We start from the raw sequence: 18,914 nt of genomic DNA, 5'->3' as shown, positions 1-18,914 counted from the left end.
GTGGCGTCGGTCAGCTTCCCGGCGCGGGCCCGGTCGAGTCGCGGACGACCAGCAGGTGCCCGGTGGGGCGGCGGCGCGGGCGTGTCGTGCGCGGCTTGAGCGCGAGGGTGAGTGCCGTGCGACCCATCTCGGTCATCGGCAGGCGGATGGTGGTCAGGCTGGGTGCCAGGTCGGCCGCCACGGAGACGTCGTCGAAGCCGACCACGGACATCCGCGCGGGCACCGGCACGCGGCGGGACCGCAGCGTCGACAGCACACCCATGGCCATCGCGTCGTTGAGCGCGATGATCGCCGTGGTTTCGGGATGCTCGTTGAGGATCTGCTCGGCGGCGGCGCGCCCCCCGCCGCGGGTGAAGTCGCTGTGCACGACGGCGAGGTCGGCGGGGGAGCGCCCGCGCTGCCGCAGGGCCGACGACACACCGACCAGCCGGTCGGCGACCGTCGTGAGGCCGGCGCTGCCCGCGGCGACAGCGATCCGCCGGTGACCGAGGTCCATCAGGTGCTGGGCGAGGGCGTGACCGCCGGCCTCGTTGTCCGGTAGGACGGCGTCGACGCCGAGCGTGTGCCGTCCGATGGCAGCGGCCCGTCCGCCGTGGTCCTGGAACGCGGCCAACTCGGCGCGGGCCGCACTTTCCATCCGGGGGTCGTCGTAGCCGGAACCACTGATCAGGACGATGCCGACCCGCTGGGCGATCAGGTGGCGCAGCTGTTGCAGCTCGTAGCCGGGGTCGCGGCCGGACTGGCAGATCTGCACCAGCAGCCCCTGCTCGGCGGCGAGTTGGATGACCCCGGCGGCGATCTCGGAGAAGTACGGGTCATCGATCTGATGGACGATCAACCCAACCGTGGAGGTGGCCCCGCTGGCCAGGGTGCGGGCGTACGGGTTGGCGACATAGCCCAGCTCACCGGCGATCTGCCGGATCCGGTCGGCGACCTCGGCGCTGACCCCCTCGCGGCCGGCGAGCGCTCGGGAGGCCGTCGCCAGCGAGACGGCAGCGTGTTCGGCGACGTCCACGAGGCGCGGCCGTTGGCTGGCCCTGGGCATCGACAACCCTCCGAAGACATCCATGTCATCCGATCTGTTGCGATCGGCACCGATCGAAGCCTAGGGTACGTAAGCGCTTTCGTAAGCGCTTACGTGACCGGCATCCGTGATGCCGCGAAACGAGGTGACAGCCATGTCCAGGGCCCGACGAGCGGCCGTCTCCCTCCTGGCGATCGGCGCACTGACCGGCGCCAGTGCGCCACCGGCGCAGGCGGATCGCAGCATCCCGTCCGCCGTCCACCCGGCGCTGCGCGCGCACCTGGTCGCCGCGTACGACTTCGACCACCCGGTGCCTGGCGACCCCGCACTGGAGCGCGACCAGGGGCGTTCCGGCACCGAGATCGAGCTGATCAACGGCGGTGCCGCCATGCGGGTGCCGGAGGGCGCCTACCGGGGCAGCCGCAACGCGGTGCAGACCCGGCAGATCGATCCCGCCGTCGCCGGCGACGACGACTGGAAGGCCGGCACCTGGTCGGCCAGCGGGGTGCGGACACTACGTGCCTTCAGCGGCACCGCCGGCACCACGGTCATGGGCTGGTTCAAGCTGAACATGGACCGCCCGCTACCCAACTCCACCACCGCCGATCCCAACGACAGGTACAACGCGATCGGGCTGGCCGGAGTGCTGACCGGCGACTCCGACGGCCACGGCGTCCGCGCTCTGCTGGAGCTGATCGACGTCGACGGGGAGTTGCGTCTCGTCGCGCTCGGCCGGCGGCTCGACGGCGGCAACTCACAGACGTTCGCCGCCACCCGGGACTGGCGTGAGCTGCTGCCCATGGGGGAGTGGGTGCACCTGGCCGCCACCTTCGACTTCGCCACCGGCGCGCTCGCCCTTTACCGCAACGGTGAACCGGTGGACGGCTTCTACACCCGCGCCGACGACCCGTGGCTGGTCTCCGGGCCGGGCCCGCACGTGACCACGGCGTCCGACCCCCGGGGCATCAAGATCGGCGGCAGCTTCCCCCAGGACAACCTGGAACGCAACCCGTGCGACTGCCGGATGGACGGCCTGATGTTCCTCGACAGTGTGGTCTCCGCGAACGACGTGCGGAGGCAGTACCGCCACCTTGCCCGCTGACCACCCTCGGCACCGTCCCACCGAGAAGGAGACACGCGTGCGCACCCTGCACCGCCGCGCCGGCGCCGTCCGCCGGCCCACAGTGAGGGCCGGCCTCACCGCCCTCGTGCTGATCCTGTCCACACTGGTCGCCACACCCGCGCGAGCCGCGGACGCGGTCGACGACCCGATCCCCGACATGCCGGTCCAGTCCCGACTCGGGCTGGTCCTCAACGAGTACGCCAGCTTCCCGCAGTCGTACCCGACACCGGCGCCGACCGACGCGCGGCTCATGCGTACCGCGCGGATCAACACCATCATGGAGGTGCCCGACGGCTCCGGCCGGCGGGCGGTGCCCGACCTCAACGGCAGCCTCTACCTGGTCGAGGGCGGCGTGCCGCACGTCTACCTGGACGTGGCCGCGACGTTCGCGCCGCGGTTCTTCTCCGGTCGTGGGCTCGGCCAGGGCTTCGGGTACGTCGCGTTCCACCCGGAGTTCGGGGTGAACGGCCGGTTCTACACCATCCACACCGAGTTGGCGTCGACGACGACCGCCGTTGCGGACTACGCCCAGCCCAACACGCTCTTCCACGGCGTCATCACCGAGTGGACGGCGACGGATCCCGCCGCCGCCACCTTCGCCGGTACGCACCGGGAGGTGCTGCGCATCGGTTTCGGCGGCCAGGTCCACGGCATCCAGGAGATCAACTTCAACCCCACTGCCAAGCGCCACGACCGCGACTACGGGTTGCTGTACCTGGCCGTCGGCGACGGTGGCCAGGGTGCTCGCAACACCGATCCGCAGAACCTGGCCCTGCCGCACGGCAAGCTGCTCCGGATCGACCCGCGGGGCACCAACTCCGCGAACGGGCGCTACGGCATCCCGGCCGGGAACCCGTTCGTCGGCCGGGCCGGCGCGCTCGGCGAGCTCTACGCGGTGGGTTTCCGGGACCCGCACCGGTTCAGCTGGGACCGGGCGACCGGCCGGATGTACCTCGGGCACATCGGCGAACACGCAGTCGAGGCGATCTACGAAGTCCGTGCCGGGGACAACTTCGGCTGGAGCGAGCGCGAAGGCTCCTTCGTCTTCGACAAGGCGGCCACGAACCCCTGCGACCGGCTGCTCCCGCTGCCCGCCGACGACGACAGCTACGGCTACACCTACCCGGTCGCCGCGTACGACCACGACCCCGCAGCCGGTTGGAACTGCACCGACGACGTCGGTGTCGCGGTGGCCGGCGGCTTCGTCTACCGGGGGCGGGCGCTGCCCGCGCTGCGCGGCAAGTACGTCTTCGGCGACCTGGTCGACGGTCGGGTGCTCTACACCGAGGCCAACGAGATGCGCCGGGGCCGGGAGCTGGCCACTATCCACCAGCTCGCGCTCTTCGACGAGGCGGGCACCCCGGTCCGGATGCGCGACCTGTCCGCACCGGGCGCGCCCGGTGACCCCAACCGGGTGGACCTGCGCTTCGGCACCGACGCCGCCGGTGAGCTCTACGTCGTCGCGAAGGCCAACGGAAAGGTCTGGAAGGTGACCGGCACCCGAGAGTTCGCCAGCGGTGACGTCGGGGACGTCACAGTCCGCCGTACCACCGGAGCCACCAACTGGGCACCGGTGACGCCGGCGAAGTGGCAGTTCACACACGACCAGGTCGTCCTGGCCGAGGCCGGGGAGAGCCGGCCGGGCCCGCGCCGGCCCTTCGAGTACGCAGTGCTGACCAACGGACCGGCGTGGTCGTCGGTGCGGGTCGACGCCCAGGTACGACTCGACACCCCGGTGGAGGTCACCAACCGGGACGTGATCATCGTCTTCGGCTGGCGCTCGGACACCGAGTTCTACTACGCCCACCTCTCCACCGACAACACGATCTATCCGCACAACGGCATCTTCAAGGTGGACAACGCCGACCGGGAGCGCATCGACCACCAGTGGAACGGCCGCTCGCGGGGCGCCAACCCGGCGATCACCGACGCCAGGTGGCACCAGGTGCGGGTGGTGCACCTGCCGGCCACCGGCGAGATCGCCGTCTACGTCGACGGGCACCGGGACCCGCTGCTGACCGCGAAGGACACCACGTTCGGCTCGGGGCGGGTCGGCTTCGGCTCGTTCGACAACGTGGGCCGACTGCGCAACCTGACCGTCACCGGCGCGCCGGCCTGAACCGGGTCACGGTGGGGACGGCGACGGCTCACGCCGCCGTCCCCACCGGGCAACCGTCGCGACCGTGCGAGATCAATGGCGAGGAGCACGCCGGGCCGGCTAGACCGCTCCGTAGTGGAGGGACAACCCGGTGGCGGCCCGGTCGGCGGTGATCTGCATCATGCTGCCCAGCATCGTGGCCCGGTCGGTCACCAGGGCCGTCCCGTCGGGCGCGTACGTGATCCGGTCACTGACCAGCACCGGCGCCCCCTCGGCCTCGTCCAGGTGCCGGGCCACGTCCGCGTTCAGCACCTCCGGTCGAATCGTCTCCGCCGCCCGGGCCACCACCACCCCGAGGTCGGCCAGGGCCGCGTACAACGAGGTGCCGGTGAAGTCCACGTCGTGCAACCGGTTCGCGTGCGGCTCGCGTACCCAGGAAATCTGATGGATGGCGCGGCGGCCGGCGAACGCGCGGACCCGCTCCAGGCGCAGGCCCGTCTCGGCCTCGCGGACCCGCAGCTGGGCCGCGACGCGCGAGGGCACGCGGCGCTGCGCGCGGGAGATCACCGTCGTGTGGACCTCGTGGCCCTGCTCGCGCAGGTCGTCGCCGAAGCTCCGCAACGATCCGAGCTGGTACGCGGCATGAGCAGGTGCGACATAGGTGCCCTTGCCGGGTCGCTGGACGATCAGGCCCTCGGCGCTCAGTTCGCGTAGGGCCTGCCGCAGCGTCATCAGAGTGACGCCGTACGCCGTGCTCAGTTCGCGCTGCGCGGGCAACGCCTCACCCGGCACGTAGCGACCGTCGCGGATCTTGGCGGCGAGGTCGGCGGCGATGGCCCGGTAGCGTGCCACTGTTCTGTCTCCCGATGCGTCGACTGTCCGCTCCCGTCATCGACGGCCACCGCCGATCATCGCACGGTAGCCACCTGAGACAACGCGGCCCGCAGCGACGCCACGAAGGCGCCGACCTCGGTGGGACCCGCCCCGTCGAGGATGCGCCGCATGACGGCCGCGCCGACGATGACTCCGTCGGCGACCGCCGCCGCCTCGCCCGCGTGTTCCGGGGTGGAGATGCCAAAACCCAGCAGCACGGGTAGATCAGTGACCTGCTTGAGTCGGGCGGCCAGAGTGACGGCCGACGGTGCGAGCCGGTCGCGTTCGCCGGTCGTGCCCATGATCGAGATGGCGTACACGAAACCTTGACTGCGTCGGCCGATCTCGGCGAGCCGGTCGTCGGGCGTGGCGGGGGAGGCGAGCAGGCTCACCTGGACGCCCGGCACGTCCAGCCCGGCCAGCTCGTCGAGGGGCAGGTCGGGCACGATCAGCCCGGTCACCCCGGCCGCCGTCAGCGCGTCGCCGAACCCGGGTCGTAGCGCGATGTTGGCGTACGTGCTGGCCACGAGGGGGATGCCTGTCCGCGCCGTGGCGAGGTCTCCCAGGACCGAGGCGGGCGTCGCGCCTCGGGCGAGCGCCGCGTCCGAGGCCTCCTGAATGGTGCGGCCGTCCACCGTCGGGTCGGAGAACGGGAGCCCGACCTCGACCATGTCGGCTCCGGCGTCCTCGAAGGCGTTCAGGTACGCCGTCCAGCCGGGCACGATCCCGCCCGTGATGTAGGGCATCAGTAGCTTCATGCGAGCTCCGCTTCCGCGATCAGGGTGGTGATGTCCTTGTCGCCGCGCCCCGAGAGGGTGACGAGCACCGTCGATCCTCTGGGCAGCTCCGGCGTGCCGGCGGCGCGGACGACCCAGGCGAGCGCGTGGGCCGACTCGATGGCGGGCAGCACGCCCTCCGACCGCGCGAGCCGGACCGCGGCCGCGATCGCCTCCCCGTCGGAGGCGGTGACATACCGGGCGCGCCCCAGATCGCGCAGGTACGCGTGCTCGGGGCCGACGCCCGGGTAGTCCAGCCCGGCGGCGATCGAGTGCGCCTCCTTGATCTGCCCGTGTTCGTCCTGGAGGAACAGCGACTGGAAGCCGTGCAGGACGCCGATCTCCCCGTTCGTCGCGCCGGAGCCGCCCTCGGCTTCCACCCCGACGAGCTTCGCCGGGGTCTCGACGAACCCGGCGAACGTGCCCGCCGCGTTGCTGCCCCCGCCGACGCAGGCGACCACGTAGTCGGGGGTGGCAGCGGGCAGCTCGGCCGCGCACTGCCGCCGGGCCTCGTCACCGATGACGCGCTGGAACTCGCGGACCATCATCGGATAGGGGTGCGGACCGATGACCGAGCCCACGCAGTAGTACGCCTCGTCGACGTCTGTCACCCAGTGGCGCATGGCCTCGCTGGTGGCGTCCTTCAGCGTCCGACTGCCGGTGGTCACCGGAACGACCTCGGCACCCAGCAGCCGCATACGGAAGACGTTGTGCGCCTGGCGTTCCACGTCGCGTTCGCCCATGAACACCTTCACCGGTAAGCCCAGCAGGGCGCCGGCCGTCGCCGTCGCGACGCCGTGCATGCCCGCCCCGGTCTCGGCAATCAGACGCGTGCGCCCCATGCGTCGGGCCAGCAACGCCTGCCCGAGCACATTGTTGATCTTGTGTGATCCGGTGTGCGTCAGATCCTCCCGCTTGAGCAGCACCGTCACGCCGAGTTCGGTCGACAGTCGCACGGCCGGCGTCAGCGGTGTCGGCCGTCCCACGTGGGCCGACAGCAGCGCGGCGAGACTGCCGCGGAACCCGGGGTCTGCCCACGCCTGCGAGAAGGCCTCGGCGACCGCTTCGCAGGCGGGGATCAGAGACTCCGGCACGTACCGCCCGCCGTAGCTCCCGTATCGCCCCGGAACGCCCGCCGGTCGTACTGTTATAGAACTCATGCAACAGTTATAGAACAGCGGAGGTCGCCTGGCAAGAGAGGCGGCACCGCGCATCCGTCGACCTGCCCCGGCGGCCCTGTCCGGTTCGTAGAATTCCTGCCATGCCGGAGATCGTCGAGTTGCTGGCCTCGCCCGTGCACCGCTTCCTGGGCCGGCCCGCCGACGGCCCGGCCCCGGCCCCACCCGGCGAGCTGGTCGACGCCGTCCGGATCCGGGCCGGCCTCGGCATCGTCGGCGACAGGTACTTCGGTCAGCAGGCACACCGCGACGCGAGCGTCACTGTCATCGCCCGCGAGTCGCTGCCGGTCGGCATCGGCCTGACCGAGGTGCGGCGAAACATCCTCACCACCGGGATCGCCGTGGACGAGCTGATCGGCAGAGTGCTGGTGCTGGATTCCGGCGACGGCCCGGTCAGCCTGCGGGTCAACCGGGCGGCCCGACCGTGTGTCTGGATGGACGTCACTGTCGGACCGGGGGCGTGGAAAGCGCTGCGCACCACCGGCGGCATCCGCTGCACGCCCCTCAACGACGGCACCCTGCGCCTCGGCGCGATCGACGCCACAGTGAACTGAGGACGCCAGCCTGAGTCAGACCGGGCTGATGTGTGCGGCCAGGACCCGCCAGCCGTGCGGGTCGTCGTGGACCCACGTCCGGGTGTAGCGCAGCCGCGCGGCGAACGGCGTTCCCTCGAGGACGCCGGACACGCGGCCCAGGAAGAACGTCACCCCCGTCGCTCCGACCACGAGCAGGTCCAGCTCCTCCTCCACCAACTCCTCGACGACCGAGCGTCGGTCCCGGTGAGCGGCCAGGTCATCCTGCTTGCTGTGGGTACGCCCGTCCGGGCCGATGGCGATCAGCTGGTCGACCAGCAGCTGATCGAGGGCGGCGACGTCACCGGCCCGTTGGGCGGCCTGCAGGGTGCGCTCGGCGTCGAGCAGCTCGGCCTCGCGTGCGCTGTCCGGCATCGGGGCGTCCTCCCGTTCGGGTCCGACCCGGTGCCACCGTCGGCCCGAGCTGTCCGCATTGTGGCAGTCAACCTGGCGTGGGCGGGTGGGGATCGCCGCCGAGGTTCACAGACTCAGGCGAATCCGTACGACGGTCTCCCCGGGACTGGTGAGCACGGCGACCTCGTCACAGATCTGCTCCACGATCGCCAGCCCGCGACCCCGTACCGAGTCGGTGGCCGGCATGCTTCGGCCGAACGCCCGCGTCGGCCCGTGGTCGACGACGTCGCAGATCAGCTGACCCGGCTCGGCCCAGAGTCGCACCCAGCCACCGCCGGTGGTGTGCTGCAACGTGTTGGTGGCCAACTCACTGACGGCCAGCGTCAACAGCTCCGCCCCCTCGTCCGACAGGCCACGGGCCAGCGCACCGGCGCTGACGAATGCGCGCAGCGCCCGAATGTCCGTCGCGACCTGATACGCCATGGTGTCTGCGGCGTGGGTGGGGACATTCTGCTCGGCCACGGTCTCCGGTCGCTCGCCCGGCATCAGCCCGCCCGATGCGGCTGCCCGACCAGCGGCACCGCGTTAAGCGCGGGTGTCGTGGGCGTGCGAGCCGCAAAGTGCGCCATCGGGCAGCGGAACCCTTCTCGTAGCTGTTGCCGCCACATCATGTCACCCACCGCCCTCTTGACTGTCTCGTCCGTTCGGCGGTTGATCACCTACGGGCCGGCCTGACCGGCCTCGCTGGTCCGGTAGGGCAGTCGGGTCAGGGTGCCGCGTCGAAGGCTATCGATTCGCTCAACTCCCGCCATCGCGCCGAACAGCCGGTGATGAGCCAGACTCGCGGCACCGCATTCCTCTCGTGTCAGTGGGCCCCCTCGCCGTCAGGGACGGATGTCCAGGGCGCCGATCAGCCCGTCGCGCAGCGTGAACCGGTACCGCAGCTCGATCGGGCTTCCGGGGAAGTCACCGGACACCCGGGTGACAGCCAGGTACGAGTCGCCCGCCTGCGACGTGACCCGGACCGGCTCCGCGGTGTACGCGTAGGCGTCCATCGTCTTCTGCCGCCAGGCGCGGATCGAGGCCCGTCCGTCGTACAGGCGGTCTTCGTCGGCGACGCTCGCGGTGTCCGCGAAGCAGGCGACGAAGGCGTCCAGATCCCGGTCGTTGACGGCCCGGAAGTACCGGTCGATCACGTCGGGCAGGTCGAGGGCCATCTGCTCCTCCTGCGGCACGGGCCGCCGTCGGGCAGCCGTCGGGTTCCCGGTCCGACCTCACCGTACGAGAAGCCGACGGCACCGCGCGGAGCAACCAGCAGAACCATCCCCGCTGTGGCTGCCGGGTTTGCTGCCGGTGGGCCCGGGTAGCCACGCGTTTCCGAGAGCGAAGGGCGGGGGCATGGCCGAGCTGGCGTTCGTCGACAAGGTTGCGGCACGGGCGGGTCTCCCGCCGGAGCAGGCACGCCCGCTCACCGAGGCGGTCCTGCGGACCCTCACCGAGCGGCTCAGCGGCGGGGAGGCGGGCGCGTTGGCCCCCCACCTGGCCGATGAGCTGAGCCCACTGCTGGTCAAGGCCGCCGAGCCGCCGGAAACGTTCGGCTACGACGAGTTCCTGAGCCGGGTCGCCGACCGCGCCGGGATCGACCGTCCGGCCGCCGAGCGGGGCACCCGGGCGGTGCTCCAGACGATGCACCGGGTGGTCGGGCACCGGGAGTTCGAGGACGCCCTGGCCCAACTCCCGGCGGACCTGCGGGCACTGGCGCAGCCGCTGCCGCACGGCCCCTGACCGACGCGCACCTCATGCGTCGGTGACCGTTCGGTCCCTGGCGTGCCGCCACGACACCGGATCTACTGTGCGTTACCGATCGAACGCGCAGTGGCGGTTGCCCCGCGCCCGTCCGCCGGGTCGTCGCCGCTCCGATCCGAGGAGCGTCCCCCTTGGCGTCCATGGTGTCCCCGCGTCCCCTGCTGACCGCAGCGACGACCGCCGTCGCGATGATCACCCTCGCTCCCGCTCCCGCTCCCGCCGTCGCAGCGCCGTCACCCCCGCACAGCTATCGGGTCGTCGACCTCGGCACCCTGAGCGGGGGCGACGGCGCTGCGACGGCGATGAACGATCGCGGCGACATCGTCGGCTGGAGCACGGTCGCCAGCGGCGCCCGGCACGCCGTGCTGTGGCGCCACGGTGTCATCACCGACCTGGGCGTGCTACCGGGTGAAACGGATTCCAGCGCCGTGGACGTCAACGAGTTCGGTGACGTGGCGATCACCTCGTTCGGCTCGGACTACCTGACCCGCGCTGTGCTCTGGCGCGACGGTCAGCTCCACGACCTGGGCACCCTGGGCGGGGAGAACAGTGTGGCAATCGGCGTCAACGACCGGCGGCAGGTGCTCGGCACCAGCGAACCGGCCGGAGACATGCCGCACCGCTTCCTGTGGCGCGACGGGGTCTTCACCGACCTGGGTCGGGAGTACTTCTACGAGTTCACCGCCGACTTCAACAACGCGGGCGACGTGGTGGGCGGGTTCAACGTGCCGCCGCAGGACTACCCGTGCACCTGCGTGGGTGGCCGGCTGCGCGACGGGGTGTTCACGCAGATCGGCAGCGAGGCCCTCGGGGTCAACAACCGGGGCCAGGTGGTGGGCGCGGCGAACGGCCGGGCGTTCCGCTGGCAGAACGGGACACTGACCGACCTCGGCACGCTCGGTGGCGACTGGAGCCGCGCCACCGCGATCAACGACCGGAGTGAGGTGGTGGGCCAGAGCACCACCACCGCTGCGTGGCACCCGTTCCTCTGGCGCAACGGGTTGATGACGGACCTGACCACCCGGGGCGTGTGGGAGACCGACTCGGTCGAGGACATCAACATCAGGGGCCACCTCGTCGGCGCCCGGGGGAACCGGCCGGTGCTCTTCCGCTGAGCGGAGATCTTCGCGCCGTGGACGGGCGGGGCGCGGCCTGACCCGCCGGCCAGACCGCGCCCCTCCGTCCGAGGTCAGCCGGTTACCCCGCTACTGACCACCCACTTCTGGTGTGCGCCGCCCGCGTACGTGCCGAGCTGGATCTGGGTGCGGTCGGCGCTGCTGCCGCCTGCGGCCTCCAGGACCTTGCCCGACTGCGGGTTGCGGATCGACCCGTCGGCCTGTGGCTGCCAGACCTGCGCGGCGGTGCCGTTGCAGGTCCAGAGCTGAACCTTCGTGCCGTTGGCGGTGCCGCCGTTGTCCACGTCCAGGCACTTGCCCAGCACCCGGTACGTGTCGCCGACCTTCGTCCACGACTGCGCTGTGGTGCCGTTGCAGGTCCAGAGCTGGATCTTCGTACCGTCGGCGGTGCCCGCGTTGTCGACGTCCAGGCACTTGCCGCCGACGCCGGTGATGGTGCCGCCGGTCGGCGGCGGGGGACTGCCCGGGATGGAGTTGAGCGTGTACCACGCCTCGGTGCTCCACAGTGACTGACCGCTGGTCGAGGTGAACGGGCGCGGGGAGCGCAGGTGCACCACCCGGCCGGCCTTGCGACCGGGCACCGTGAGACTGACCTTCTTGCCGTCCGCCGAGAGGGTGGCCGAGGTGACGGTCAGGGTCTCCTCGTCGATCTTCGGACCGCCGTAGCTCGACGTCGCCACGTACCGCCACTGCTTGAGCTTGTAGCGCGCGGCCAGCTCGGCGGCGGTCGCCGTCGACACCGGCTCGGTGTACTCCACCTCGAAGCCGGTCGTGGTGGCGCGCATCGCGAGCATCTCGAACGTGGTGGCGGTGTTCGGGGTGAGCTTCTGCAGGCCGTACGAGAGTTTGCCGGTCTGGCCCCAGTTGCCGCCCGCGCCGAGCCCGCCGACGTAGATCGCGCCGTCCGGGCCGACGTTGACCTCGGAGACGCCCGCCTCCAGGCCCTGGGTGAGCCGGAACAACGCGCCCTGGTACTCGCCGTTGACCTTCTCCACGTTCGCCCGTTGCAGGCCGCCGTAGGTGACGTCACCGATGACGAACTGGCCGGCGTAGCGACCGCTGGTCAGGTAGAGCGGAGTGCTGGGCGAGTTGGCGATCTCGTTCTGCGGCATCCAGAGCACCGGCTGCGTGACCGGTGCGGTGTCGAACGGACCCGCCGGGTTCGTGAAGTGGTTGAAGAACCGGCCCTGCTTGATGTGCACCAGCTTCGACGAGGGCAGCCAGCCACCCTGGTTGTCGGTGACGAAGATGCCGCCCTCCGGGCCCCAGCCGATCCCGTGTGGCGTACGCAGACCGCCGGCGACGTAGCTGACCGCGCCGGTGTCCTTGTTGACCTTGAGGGTGGTGCCGCGGTTGGTGGCGGGTTGCGGGTTGGTGGTGGCACCGCCGGAGTTGATCGACACCGACAGGTTCAGATAGAAGAACCCGTCCTGGTAGAGCAGGCCGAACGCGAACTCGTGGAAATTGCCGCCGTACGGCCAGGTGGCGACGGTCTCCAGGCGCTCGGCCGCCTCGTCACCGCCGGTGTTCACCAGCCGGGTCAACCGCTGTTTCTCGGTCACGTAGACCACCCCGTCGACGACCTTGAGCCCCATCGGTTCCTTGAGGCCGCCGGCGATCTTCTTGGTGGTCACGTTGCCCGGGCTCGTCGATCCGCCGGTGTTGCCGAGGATCCAGACCTCGCCGTCCTGGGAGGTGCCGGACTGGTCGCTGCCGCCCCAGGTGCTGATGACCAGTCGGCCGTCGGCCAGCCAGTCCATGCCGGTGACCTTCGGCTGGAAGCCGCTGGGCCGCAGGTTGGTCAGGGTGTAGCCGGGGTGCACGCCGGTCAGCGGCAGGCCGTCACCGGGGGTGTCGGAGACGCCCTCGCACTCCTTGCGTCCGGGTGCGGTCACCCGGACCACGCCTGCGTCGGTGCTCAGCGCCGAGTTCGGTACGACCACGAAGGTCGACGAACCGGGCGTCTTCCACTCCAGGGTGATCTGCTGCCCGCCGCCACGCTCGAAGTGGTCGATCCGCAGAGCGTGCAGGCCGGCGGTGAGGGTGACGGTGCCCTCCTTGGGCGGGGTCGCGCCGTGCAGGCCGTCGTGGTTGATCACTACGGCGTTGTCGATCGACAGCTTGGAGCCGTCGTCGCTGCTGAGCCGGAAGGTGTAGCTGCCGGCCTGGGTGGTGGTGATGTTGCCGAGCACCTGCGAGACGAAGTTGTCCTCGAAGCCGAAGTCGGCCGCCGAGGTCCAGTTGATGGTGGACATCAGCTTGTCCACGTTCGGGGTCTGGGCGGGCTTGAGGGTGCACAACTCGGACAGTGGCACCTGCACGTCGAAGACGCGCAGCGTGACGCCCGGTTCCTGTGCGGGGGCGGCGTTGGCGGGGGCGGCCCAGAGACCGGCGGCGAGGACGAGTGCCAGCGCACCCAGGACGGGATGGTGGAGTCGGCGTAGCAGGCGTGTGCCCATCGTTCCTCCAGGAGGCAGTGGAGTGTCCGACGGCCGGCGTGGATCAGTGGTGAGGATGACCGTCGGCCCGGCTCCGTAACGTTCTCGACGCCGACGAGTGACGTTGCGGAAACACCGGGTGGATGGCTCGGAACATTAAGGCGTTTCGATTGAACTGTCCATGGCTTCGCTCCGATGCATCAAAAGTTACCGATGTCCATGCGAAAGTTCGCCATGTTACGCGAAGAATGTCTGGCCGATCGGCCTGCCGCTGGGCAGTCAACGGTGCCGTCCGACGGGCCCTGACGCCCACTGCCACGTGCCGGACCGGGCCGCTGGCCTACCGCCGTCCGCGCCGGGCCGGGCCGCCGGATCGTTCGCCGGGCTTGCGGGCCGGGGTGGCGGCCTTGCGGCCCGGGGTGCCGCCCTTGCCTGCCGAGGCGGCCGGCCGGCCGCTTCGTGTGGTGGCTCCCGGCGTGGCGGGTCGACGGCGGGCCGCCACCAGCACGATCGCGGAGACCACCACGACGATCAGGGCCGGGACCAACCAGGCCGGGAACCCGCCGTCCCCCTGCTCCTTCGCGGCACCGACCGGGTCGCCCGTCGCAGCGCCGGTAGGAGCGACCGGGCTGCCGGTGCCCCCCGAGGTGGCCGCGCCCTCGCCCTCGGCCTGGGCGAGCAGCGCCGGATCCGGCCCCGCCGTGGGCGCCGACCAGCCGGCCGGGGCCGCAGTGCCCGGGCCCTGGTAGTCGAAGGTCACCTCGCCCCGCACCGCCTCACCGTCCGAGGCGACCGAGAGGTAGCTCGCGGTGTAGCGGCCCTTCGCCGGCCAGTGCGCGACGGTGACCATGGCCGGGAAGCCGGTGTGGTAGAGCCGTGGCTCGAACACGCCATTGACCATGAAGTACTCGGTCACCGGCTTGTCCAGTCGCTTCGGCTCACCGTAGGACCACCCGTTGTCCACTCGCGACCCGTCCGGGCCGCTGATCGTGAAGTGCGCGTTGGACGCCGGCTTCTCGGTGAAGTAGAACGCCAACTGGGGCAGCGGCTCGCGGACGACGGTGCCCTTCAGAGGCGTGGAGGTCGCCAGCTGACCGTGCGCGGACGCCGGGGCGACCGGCAGCAGCAGCGACACCACCAGGGTCGCCGCCAGCGCCGCCACGACACGGCTGAGGGCCTTACGCACAGTGACCAGCTTCGATCGCATTCGTTCATCATGGTCATTTCCCCGGCACCGAACAAGACGTAGAGTTCTCCTCCCCGACGATCAACCCGACACCCGTCCCCCTCGCGTCGTTCGGAGTCCGCCCGTGTTCGTCCGTACCCCCGCTGCCCGGACCGCCGCCGCCCTCGCCGCCGCCACCCTCGGCGCCCTGCTCCTCGCCGGTTGCGGGCAGGACGACGACCCCTCCGTGGCCGCCCCCTCGCCGACTCCCACGTCCGTGGCCCCGTCGAGCGTCACCTCCACCGGGCCGACCCCGACGGCGGCCAGCACGCCCAGCGCCTCCGCCAGCACCGCCGCTGTGGACCAACAGATCACCGTCACGATCGCGAAGAAGCGGGTCGACCCGCCGACCGGACGGGTCACCGTCAGTAAGGGGCAGTCGGTCCGGATCACCGTCACCTCCGACGTGGCCGACGAGCTGCACGTGCACGGCTACGACCTGGGCGCCCGGCTGCCGGCCGGCACGCCCGGCTCGGTGGAGTTCCGCGCCGACAAGACCGGACTGTTCGAGGTGGAGACGCACGAGTCCGAGCTGGTGCTCTTCCAGCTCGTCGTCCGCTGAACGACATGACGGCCGCTCCCACGCTGCTGGCACACGGGGTCGGTGGCCGTCAGGACCTACCGATCACCCTGCCGCAGCTCGTCGTCGCCGCCGCGCTGACCCTCGTCGTCACGTTCGTGGCGCTGGGCCTGCTCTGGCGCGAACCCCGGCTCGACCGGGACGCCACCGGCGGTCGCCCGGTGCCGCACCGGCTCGCCCGACTCGTCGACGCGCCCTGGTTCCGGTGGGCGCTGCGCGGGCTCGGCCTGCTCGCCGCCGCCTGGTTCTGCCTCGGTCTGCTGGGCGGGCCCGACACCGCTGACAACCCGACCGCCGGCGCGCTCTACGTGCTGCTCTGGGTCGGGCTGGCCCCGCTGTCGCTGCTGCTCGGCCCGATCTGGCGGGCGGTCAACCCGCTGCGCACCGTGCACCTGCTCGTGGCGCTGGCGGCGCGGCGCGACCCCAACCGTGGGTTCCGTGAGCTGCCCGACAGCGTCGGTTGGTGGCCGGCAGCCGCCACCCTGTTCGGGTTCGTCTGGCTGGAACTGGTCGCCCCCGACCGGGCCACCCTGCCGGTCATCACCGCCTGGCTGACCGGGTACGCGGTGGTCCTGCTGGCCGGTGCCGTGCTGTTCGGCGCCGGCTGGTTCGACCACGCCGACCCGTTCGAGGCGTACAGCACCCTGATCGGTCGCCTCGCCCCGCTCGGCCGGGCCGCCGACGGCGTGCTGGTCTGGCGTAACCCGCTCGACGGGATCGCCGGCCTGCGACCCCGCCCCGGGCTGGTCGCCGTGGTGATCGTGCTGCTCGGCTCGACCATGTACGACAGCCTCTCCAACGCGCCGGGCTGGTTGCGCTTCAGCCAGGAGAACGGCCTGCACCCGGCGGTCACCGGCAGCGCCGGTCTGAGCCTCGTCATCGCCGCCGTCGCGGCGGCGTACCTCGCCGCGACCGGCGCTGCGGCGCGGATCGGTCGCGCCGAAGCGACCGACGCCCGTCAGGTGCCGGGCGAGATCGCCCACTCCATCGTTCCGATCGCCGTGGGGTACGTGGTGGCGCACTACTACTCGCTGCTGATCCTGGAGGGCCAGCGCACCGCCGCCTTGCTCTCCGACCCCCTGGGCACCGGCGCCAACTGGCTCGGCACCGCCGGCTGGGAGCCGCGGACCGCGCTGATCACGCCCTCCGGGGTGGCGAGCGTCCAGATCACCGTCATCATCCTCGGGCACCTGCTCGGCACGCTGCTCGCCCACGACCGCGCGCTGTACCTGTTCCCCCGGGCCCGGGCGGTGGCCGGCCAACTACCCCTGCTGGCACTGATGGTCGCCTACACCGTCGCCGGTCTGCTGCTGCTCTACGCGGGGTGATCCCGCCCGGCTCCGACCCGTGCGCCATCATGGCCCGTGGACTCCGATCTTCAGCGCTACCTCGACGACCTCGTCAACACCGCCCGGGACGTGCTCGGCGCCGACCTGGTCGGCGCGTACGCGGCCGGCTCGGTGGGGCTCGGGGCGTACCAGCCCGGCCGCAGCGACGTCGACGTGGCGCTGCTCAGCGCCGGGCCGCTCACCCGCACCATCAAGCAGACGCTGGTCGCCCGGCTGCGACACGACGCGCTGCCCTGCCCCGCGCGCGGGCTGGAGTTGGTCGTCTACGACCGCGCGGTGGCCGCCTCCGGCACCCCCGACCCCGGTTTCGAGGTCGAACTGAACACCGGGGCCGCCATGCCGTTCCGCCGCACCCTCGACCCCGCCGACCGTCCGCTCACCGACGGCCGATTCTGGTACGGCCTCGACCGCAGCATCCTGCACCAGAGTGGACTCCCACTGCTCGGGCCACCGGCGGGGGAGGCCTTCGCCGACCTCGCCCCGGCCGACCTGCGCCGGCTGCTCATCGAGGCGCTGTCCTGGTGGCTCGCCCTGCCCACCCCGCCGGCCGACCAACCCGCGCCCGGCACTGAGGACGCCGTACTCGGCGCCTGCCGCTCACTGGTGCGCCACCGCGACGGCGTCTGGTTGGCGAAGGTGGCCGCCGGCCAGCGGCTGCTCGACGCCGACGACCGGGCCGAGGTGATCCGTCAGGCGGTCGCCGCACGCCACGGCGGGCCCCCGCCCACCGGGGCGCAGGCCCGCGCCTTCCAACAAGGGGTACGCGACGAGATCGCCGGGTAGCGGTCGCCTGGGCGGGCCCCGCGGCGCTCAGCGGACCGGGCTGGACACCAGCGAGGCGAAGAGCAGGTTGAGACCCTCGGTCATGGTCGGGTGGGTGATGACCGCGTCCCGCAGGGCGGTCCACGGCATTCCGGCGAGCATGGCCAGCTGCACCGAGGTGATCACCTCACCGGCCTCGGCGCCGAGTAACGACGCACCGAGGATCCGGTCGCTGCTGGTGTCGATGACCGCCTTCCACATGCCCTGGGTCTGTCGGAGGGTGCGTGCCCGGGGGATGGCGGCGACCGGCAGGTGGGCGACCTGGATGTCGTATCCGGCGCGGCGCGCCTCGGTCTCGGTCAGGCCGACCCGGGCCAGTTCCGGGGTGGTGAAGACGGTGTACGGGATCAGCCGGTCGGCGGTGCTGCGTTGGCCTCCCGCGAGGTTCGCCCGGATGATCCGGTAGTCGTCCAGCGAGATGTGGGTGAACTGCGGGCTCCCGGCGACGTCCCCGGCCGCCCAGGTGCGCTCGGCGCTGGTACGCAGGTGCTCGTCGACGTCCACGAAGCCCCGCTCGCTGAGCCGTACGCCGGCCACGTCGAGGCCGAGCCCGTCGGTGACCGGTTCCCGCCCGGCCGCCACCAGCACGTCGTCCCCGATCACCACGCTGCCGTCGTCCAGCGTCACCCGGAGCGATCCGTCGGCCTCCCGGTCGACGCGCGCGACGGCCACACCCACCCGTACGTCGATGCCATCGTCGAGGAAGACGCGCATCACCGCGTCGCTGACGTCGGGGTCCTCGCGGGTGAGCAGCCGTGGACCACCCTCGACCAGTGTCACCGCGCTGCCGAACAACGCGAACATCTGCGCGAACTCCACCCCGACGGTGCCGCCGCCGAGCACCACCAGCCGGGCCGGCAGCCGGTCCAGGCGCAGCAGCTCGTCGCTGGTGAGCACCCCGGCCTCGGCCATCCCGGGCACCGACGGCAGATGGGGGCGGGTGCCCGTGTTGATCACCACGTCGCTGCCGCGCAGCAGTCGCTCGCCGCCGTCGGCGAGTACCACCCGTACGGTTCGTGGGCCGACGAACCGGGCCTCGCCGATCACCAGGTGCAGCCCGGAGTCGAGGAACTGCTGCCGGTTGGCGGCGACCATCCCCTCCACCACGTCCTGCTTGTGTTCGCGCAACAGGTCGATGTCGACCCGGCCGCCCTCCACCGTCAGGCCGAGCGCCGACGCGTCCCGCAGCTGGCGGGCGGCCCGCGCGCTGGTCACCAGCGCCTTCGTCGGGATGCACGCGACGTTGATGCAGCTGCCGCCGATCATGCCGCGCTCGACCATGGCGACCCGCTGACCGGATCGGGCCACGTCCATGCTCAACGTCTTGCCGGCCTTGCCGCCACCGACGACGAGCAGGTCGAACTCCTCCGGTTGGTCGGTCACCGGGCGCTCCTCTCGGTCACCGGCCGGGCCGGCGGCCACCGCTGGTGCGCGGCGGCCAGCCCAGCCTGCCAGCTCCGACCTGCGAGGCGACCCGGTTCCTCGCAGAATTCGCCCGAGCCATCACCCGTTCCTTGATCACCGCTGGTCAGCCATCGTCCATGAGCTTCGTCGGCGTAC

At 71.5% G+C, this 18,914-nt stretch carries 18 protein-coding genes; 8 read left to right on the top strand and 10 right to left on the bottom strand.

Translation table 11 applies throughout. The annotated features are described in order from the left end of the window. Nucleotides 1-10 precede the first annotated feature (10 nt). The gene (locus AB0B68_RS07815; protein WP_357258428.1) at nucleotides 11-1,069 is read right to left on the bottom strand and encodes a LacI family DNA-binding transcriptional regulator; all 1,059 of its coding nucleotides are present in this window, start codon (nucleotides 1,067-1,069) and stop codon (nucleotides 11-13) included. Between the two features lie 109 nt (nucleotides 1,070-1,178). Here AB0B68_RS07815 and AB0B68_RS07810 point away from each other — a divergent pair, with 109 nt between their 5' ends. Then, on the top strand, nucleotides 1,179-2,126 hold the full coding sequence (locus AB0B68_RS07810; protein WP_357196263.1) for a LamG-like jellyroll fold domain-containing protein: 948 nt from the start codon (nucleotides 1,179-1,181) through the stop codon (nucleotides 2,124-2,126). Between the two features lie 37 nt (nucleotides 2,127-2,163). After that, nucleotides 2,164-4,266, top strand: coding sequence for a PQQ-dependent sugar dehydrogenase (locus tag AB0B68_RS07805; protein WP_357258426.1), 2,103 nt, complete (start codon nucleotides 2,164-2,166; stop codon nucleotides 4,264-4,266). 99 nt (nucleotides 4,267-4,365) lie between these two features. On the opposite strand, the gene AB0B68_RS07800 is transcribed toward AB0B68_RS07805, so the two are convergent. The 3 genes from AB0B68_RS07800 to trpB are packed head-to-tail and all read right to left on the bottom strand — an operon-like array spanning nucleotide 4,366 to nucleotide 7,054. Continuing rightward, on the bottom strand, nucleotides 4,366-5,097 hold the full coding sequence (locus AB0B68_RS07800; RefSeq protein ID WP_357258422.1) for a GntR family transcriptional regulator: 732 nt from the start codon (nucleotides 5,095-5,097) through the stop codon (nucleotides 4,366-4,368). Between the two features lie 56 nt (nucleotides 5,098-5,153). After that, nucleotides 5,154-5,876, bottom strand: coding sequence for a tryptophan synthase subunit alpha (gene trpA / locus AB0B68_RS07795; protein WP_357196254.1), 723 nt, complete (start codon nucleotides 5,874-5,876; stop codon nucleotides 5,154-5,156). Then, nucleotides 5,873-7,054 (bottom strand): tryptophan synthase subunit beta, encoded by a 1,182-nt coding sequence (gene trpB, locus AB0B68_RS07790; RefSeq protein WP_357196251.1) that lies wholly within the window; start codon nucleotides 7,052-7,054, stop codon nucleotides 5,873-5,875. The genes trpA and trpB overlap by 4 nt, the downstream gene beginning before the upstream one ends. 101 nt (nucleotides 7,055-7,155) lie before the next feature. Here trpB and AB0B68_RS07785 point away from each other — a divergent pair, with 101 nt between their 5' ends. Continuing rightward, nucleotides 7,156-7,626: a molybdenum cofactor biosysynthesis protein gene (locus AB0B68_RS07785; RefSeq protein WP_357258418.1), complete on the top strand. Its 471-nt coding sequence runs from the start codon at nucleotides 7,156-7,158 to the stop codon at nucleotides 7,624-7,626. Between the two features lie 15 nt (nucleotides 7,627-7,641). On the opposite strand, the gene AB0B68_RS07780 is transcribed toward AB0B68_RS07785, so the two are convergent. The 3 genes from AB0B68_RS07780 to AB0B68_RS07770 form a co-directional block, all read right to left on the bottom strand. Then, the gene (locus AB0B68_RS07780; RefSeq protein ID WP_357196248.1) at nucleotides 7,642-8,019 is read right to left on the bottom strand and encodes a nuclear transport factor 2 family protein; all 378 of its coding nucleotides are present in this window, start codon (nucleotides 8,017-8,019) and stop codon (nucleotides 7,642-7,644) included. A gap of 105 nt (nucleotides 8,020-8,124) precedes the next feature. Next, on the bottom strand, nucleotides 8,125-8,544 hold the full coding sequence (locus AB0B68_RS07775; RefSeq protein WP_357196245.1) for an ATP-binding protein: 420 nt from the start codon (nucleotides 8,542-8,544) through the stop codon (nucleotides 8,125-8,127). A 338-nt stretch (nucleotides 8,545-8,882) separates the two neighbouring features. After that, nucleotides 8,883-9,215, bottom strand: coding sequence for a nuclear transport factor 2 family protein (locus AB0B68_RS07770; RefSeq protein ID WP_357196243.1), 333 nt, complete (start codon nucleotides 9,213-9,215; stop codon nucleotides 8,883-8,885). Nucleotides 9,216-9,396: 181 nt separating this feature from the next. On the opposite strand from AB0B68_RS07770, the gene AB0B68_RS07765 reads away from it, so the two are divergent. Both AB0B68_RS07765 and AB0B68_RS07760 read left to right on the top strand, forming a co-directional pair. Further along, the gene (locus AB0B68_RS07765; RefSeq protein WP_088989254.1) at nucleotides 9,397-9,783 is read left to right on the top strand and encodes a DUF2267 domain-containing protein; all 387 of its coding nucleotides are present in this window, start codon (nucleotides 9,397-9,399) and stop codon (nucleotides 9,781-9,783) included. Nucleotides 9,784-9,944: 161 nt separating this feature from the next. Then, the gene (locus AB0B68_RS07760) at nucleotides 9,945-10,919 is read left to right on the top strand and encodes a hypothetical protein (RefSeq protein WP_357258635.1); all 975 of its coding nucleotides are present in this window, start codon (nucleotides 9,945-9,947) and stop codon (nucleotides 10,917-10,919) included. Between the two features lie 74 nt (nucleotides 10,920-10,993). On the opposite strand, the gene AB0B68_RS07755 is transcribed toward AB0B68_RS07760, so the two are convergent. Both AB0B68_RS07755 and AB0B68_RS07750 read right to left on the bottom strand, forming a co-directional pair. After that, the gene (locus AB0B68_RS07755; RefSeq protein WP_357200131.1) at nucleotides 10,994-13,399 is read right to left on the bottom strand and encodes a ricin-type beta-trefoil lectin domain protein; all 2,406 of its coding nucleotides are present in this window, start codon (nucleotides 13,397-13,399) and stop codon (nucleotides 10,994-10,996) included. A gap of 319 nt (nucleotides 13,400-13,718) precedes the next feature. Then, complete coding sequence (locus AB0B68_RS07750; RefSeq protein ID WP_357258415.1) at nucleotides 13,719-14,585, bottom strand: copper resistance protein CopC; 867 nt, start codon at nucleotides 14,583-14,585, stop codon at nucleotides 13,719-13,721. 103 nt (nucleotides 14,586-14,688) lie between these two features. Here AB0B68_RS07750 and AB0B68_RS07745 point away from each other — a divergent pair, with 103 nt between their 5' ends. The 3 genes from AB0B68_RS07745 to AB0B68_RS07735 are packed head-to-tail and all read left to right on the top strand — an operon-like array spanning nucleotide 14,689 to nucleotide 17,315. Continuing rightward, complete coding sequence (locus AB0B68_RS07745; protein ID WP_357258412.1) at nucleotides 14,689-15,165, top strand: hypothetical protein; 477 nt, start codon at nucleotides 14,689-14,691, stop codon at nucleotides 15,163-15,165. Between the two features lie 5 nt (nucleotides 15,166-15,170). Then, a complete protein-coding gene (locus AB0B68_RS07740) occupies nucleotides 15,171-16,511 on the top strand; it encodes a hypothetical protein (RefSeq protein WP_357258409.1) in 1,341 nt (446 codons plus the stop codon). A 36-nt stretch (nucleotides 16,512-16,547) separates the two neighbouring features. After that, the gene (locus AB0B68_RS07735; protein ID WP_357200143.1) at nucleotides 16,548-17,315 is read left to right on the top strand and encodes a nucleotidyltransferase domain-containing protein; all 768 of its coding nucleotides are present in this window, start codon (nucleotides 16,548-16,550) and stop codon (nucleotides 17,313-17,315) included. Nucleotides 17,316-17,342: 27 nt separating this feature from the next. Here the strand turns inward: AB0B68_RS07735 and AB0B68_RS07730 are convergent, their stop codons facing one another. Continuing rightward, the gene (locus tag AB0B68_RS07730; RefSeq protein ID WP_357200146.1) at nucleotides 17,343-18,737 is read right to left on the bottom strand and encodes an FAD-dependent oxidoreductase; all 1,395 of its coding nucleotides are present in this window, start codon (nucleotides 18,735-18,737) and stop codon (nucleotides 17,343-17,345) included. Nucleotides 18,738-18,914: the final 177 nt, after the last annotated feature.

The organism is Micromonospora sp. NPDC049049 (genome assembly GCF_040649115.1).
Lineage (GTDB): Bacteria > Actinomycetota > Actinomycetes > Mycobacteriales > Micromonosporaceae > Micromonospora.
The sequence above is the reverse complement of the archived record's forward strand: the minus strand, read 5'-3'. Positions and strand labels throughout refer to the sequence as shown.

Bases quoted from the DNA above. Each gene is read 5' to 3' on its own strand.
- AB0B68_RS07765 (WP_088989254.1), top strand. From the start codon at position 9,397: ATGGCCGAGCTGGCGTTCGTCGACAAGGTTGCGGCACGGGCGGGTCTC.
- AB0B68_RS07775 (WP_357196245.1), bottom strand. From the start codon at position 8,544: ATGCCGGGCGAGCGACCGGAGACCGTGGCCGAGCAGAATGTCCCCACC.
- trpA (WP_357196254.1), bottom strand. From the start codon at position 5,876: ATGAAGCTACTGATGCCCTACATCACGGGCGGGATCGTGCCCGGCTGG.
- AB0B68_RS07785 (WP_357258418.1), top strand. From the start codon at position 7,156: ATGCCGGAGATCGTCGAGTTGCTGGCCTCGCCCGTGCACCGCTTCCTG.
- AB0B68_RS07755 (WP_357200131.1), bottom strand. From the start codon at position 13,399: ATGGGCACACGCCTGCTACGCCGACTCCACCATCCCGTCCTGGGTGCG.
- AB0B68_RS07815 (WP_357258428.1), bottom strand. From the start codon at position 1,069: ATGGATGTCTTCGGAGGGTTGTCGATGCCCAGGGCCAGCCAACGGCCG.
- AB0B68_RS07760 (WP_357258635.1), top strand. From the start codon at position 9,945: ATGGTGTCCCCGCGTCCCCTGCTGACCGCAGCGACGACCGCCGTCGCG.
- AB0B68_RS07810 (WP_357196263.1), top strand. From the start codon at position 1,179: ATGTCCAGGGCCCGACGAGCGGCCGTCTCCCTCCTGGCGATCGGCGCA.
- AB0B68_RS07740 (WP_357258409.1), top strand. From the start codon at position 15,171: ATGACGGCCGCTCCCACGCTGCTGGCACACGGGGTCGGTGGCCGTCAG.
- AB0B68_RS07750 (WP_357258415.1), bottom strand. From the start codon at position 14,585: ATGCGATCGAAGCTGGTCACTGTGCGTAAGGCCCTCAGCCGTGTCGTG.
- AB0B68_RS07780 (WP_357196248.1), bottom strand. From the start codon at position 8,019: ATGCCGGACAGCGCACGCGAGGCCGAGCTGCTCGACGCCGAGCGCACC.
- AB0B68_RS07770 (WP_357196243.1), bottom strand. From the start codon at position 9,215: ATGGCCCTCGACCTGCCCGACGTGATCGACCGGTACTTCCGGGCCGTC.
- trpB (WP_357196251.1), bottom strand. From the start codon at position 7,054: ATGAGTTCTATAACAGTACGACCGGCGGGCGTTCCGGGGCGATACGGG.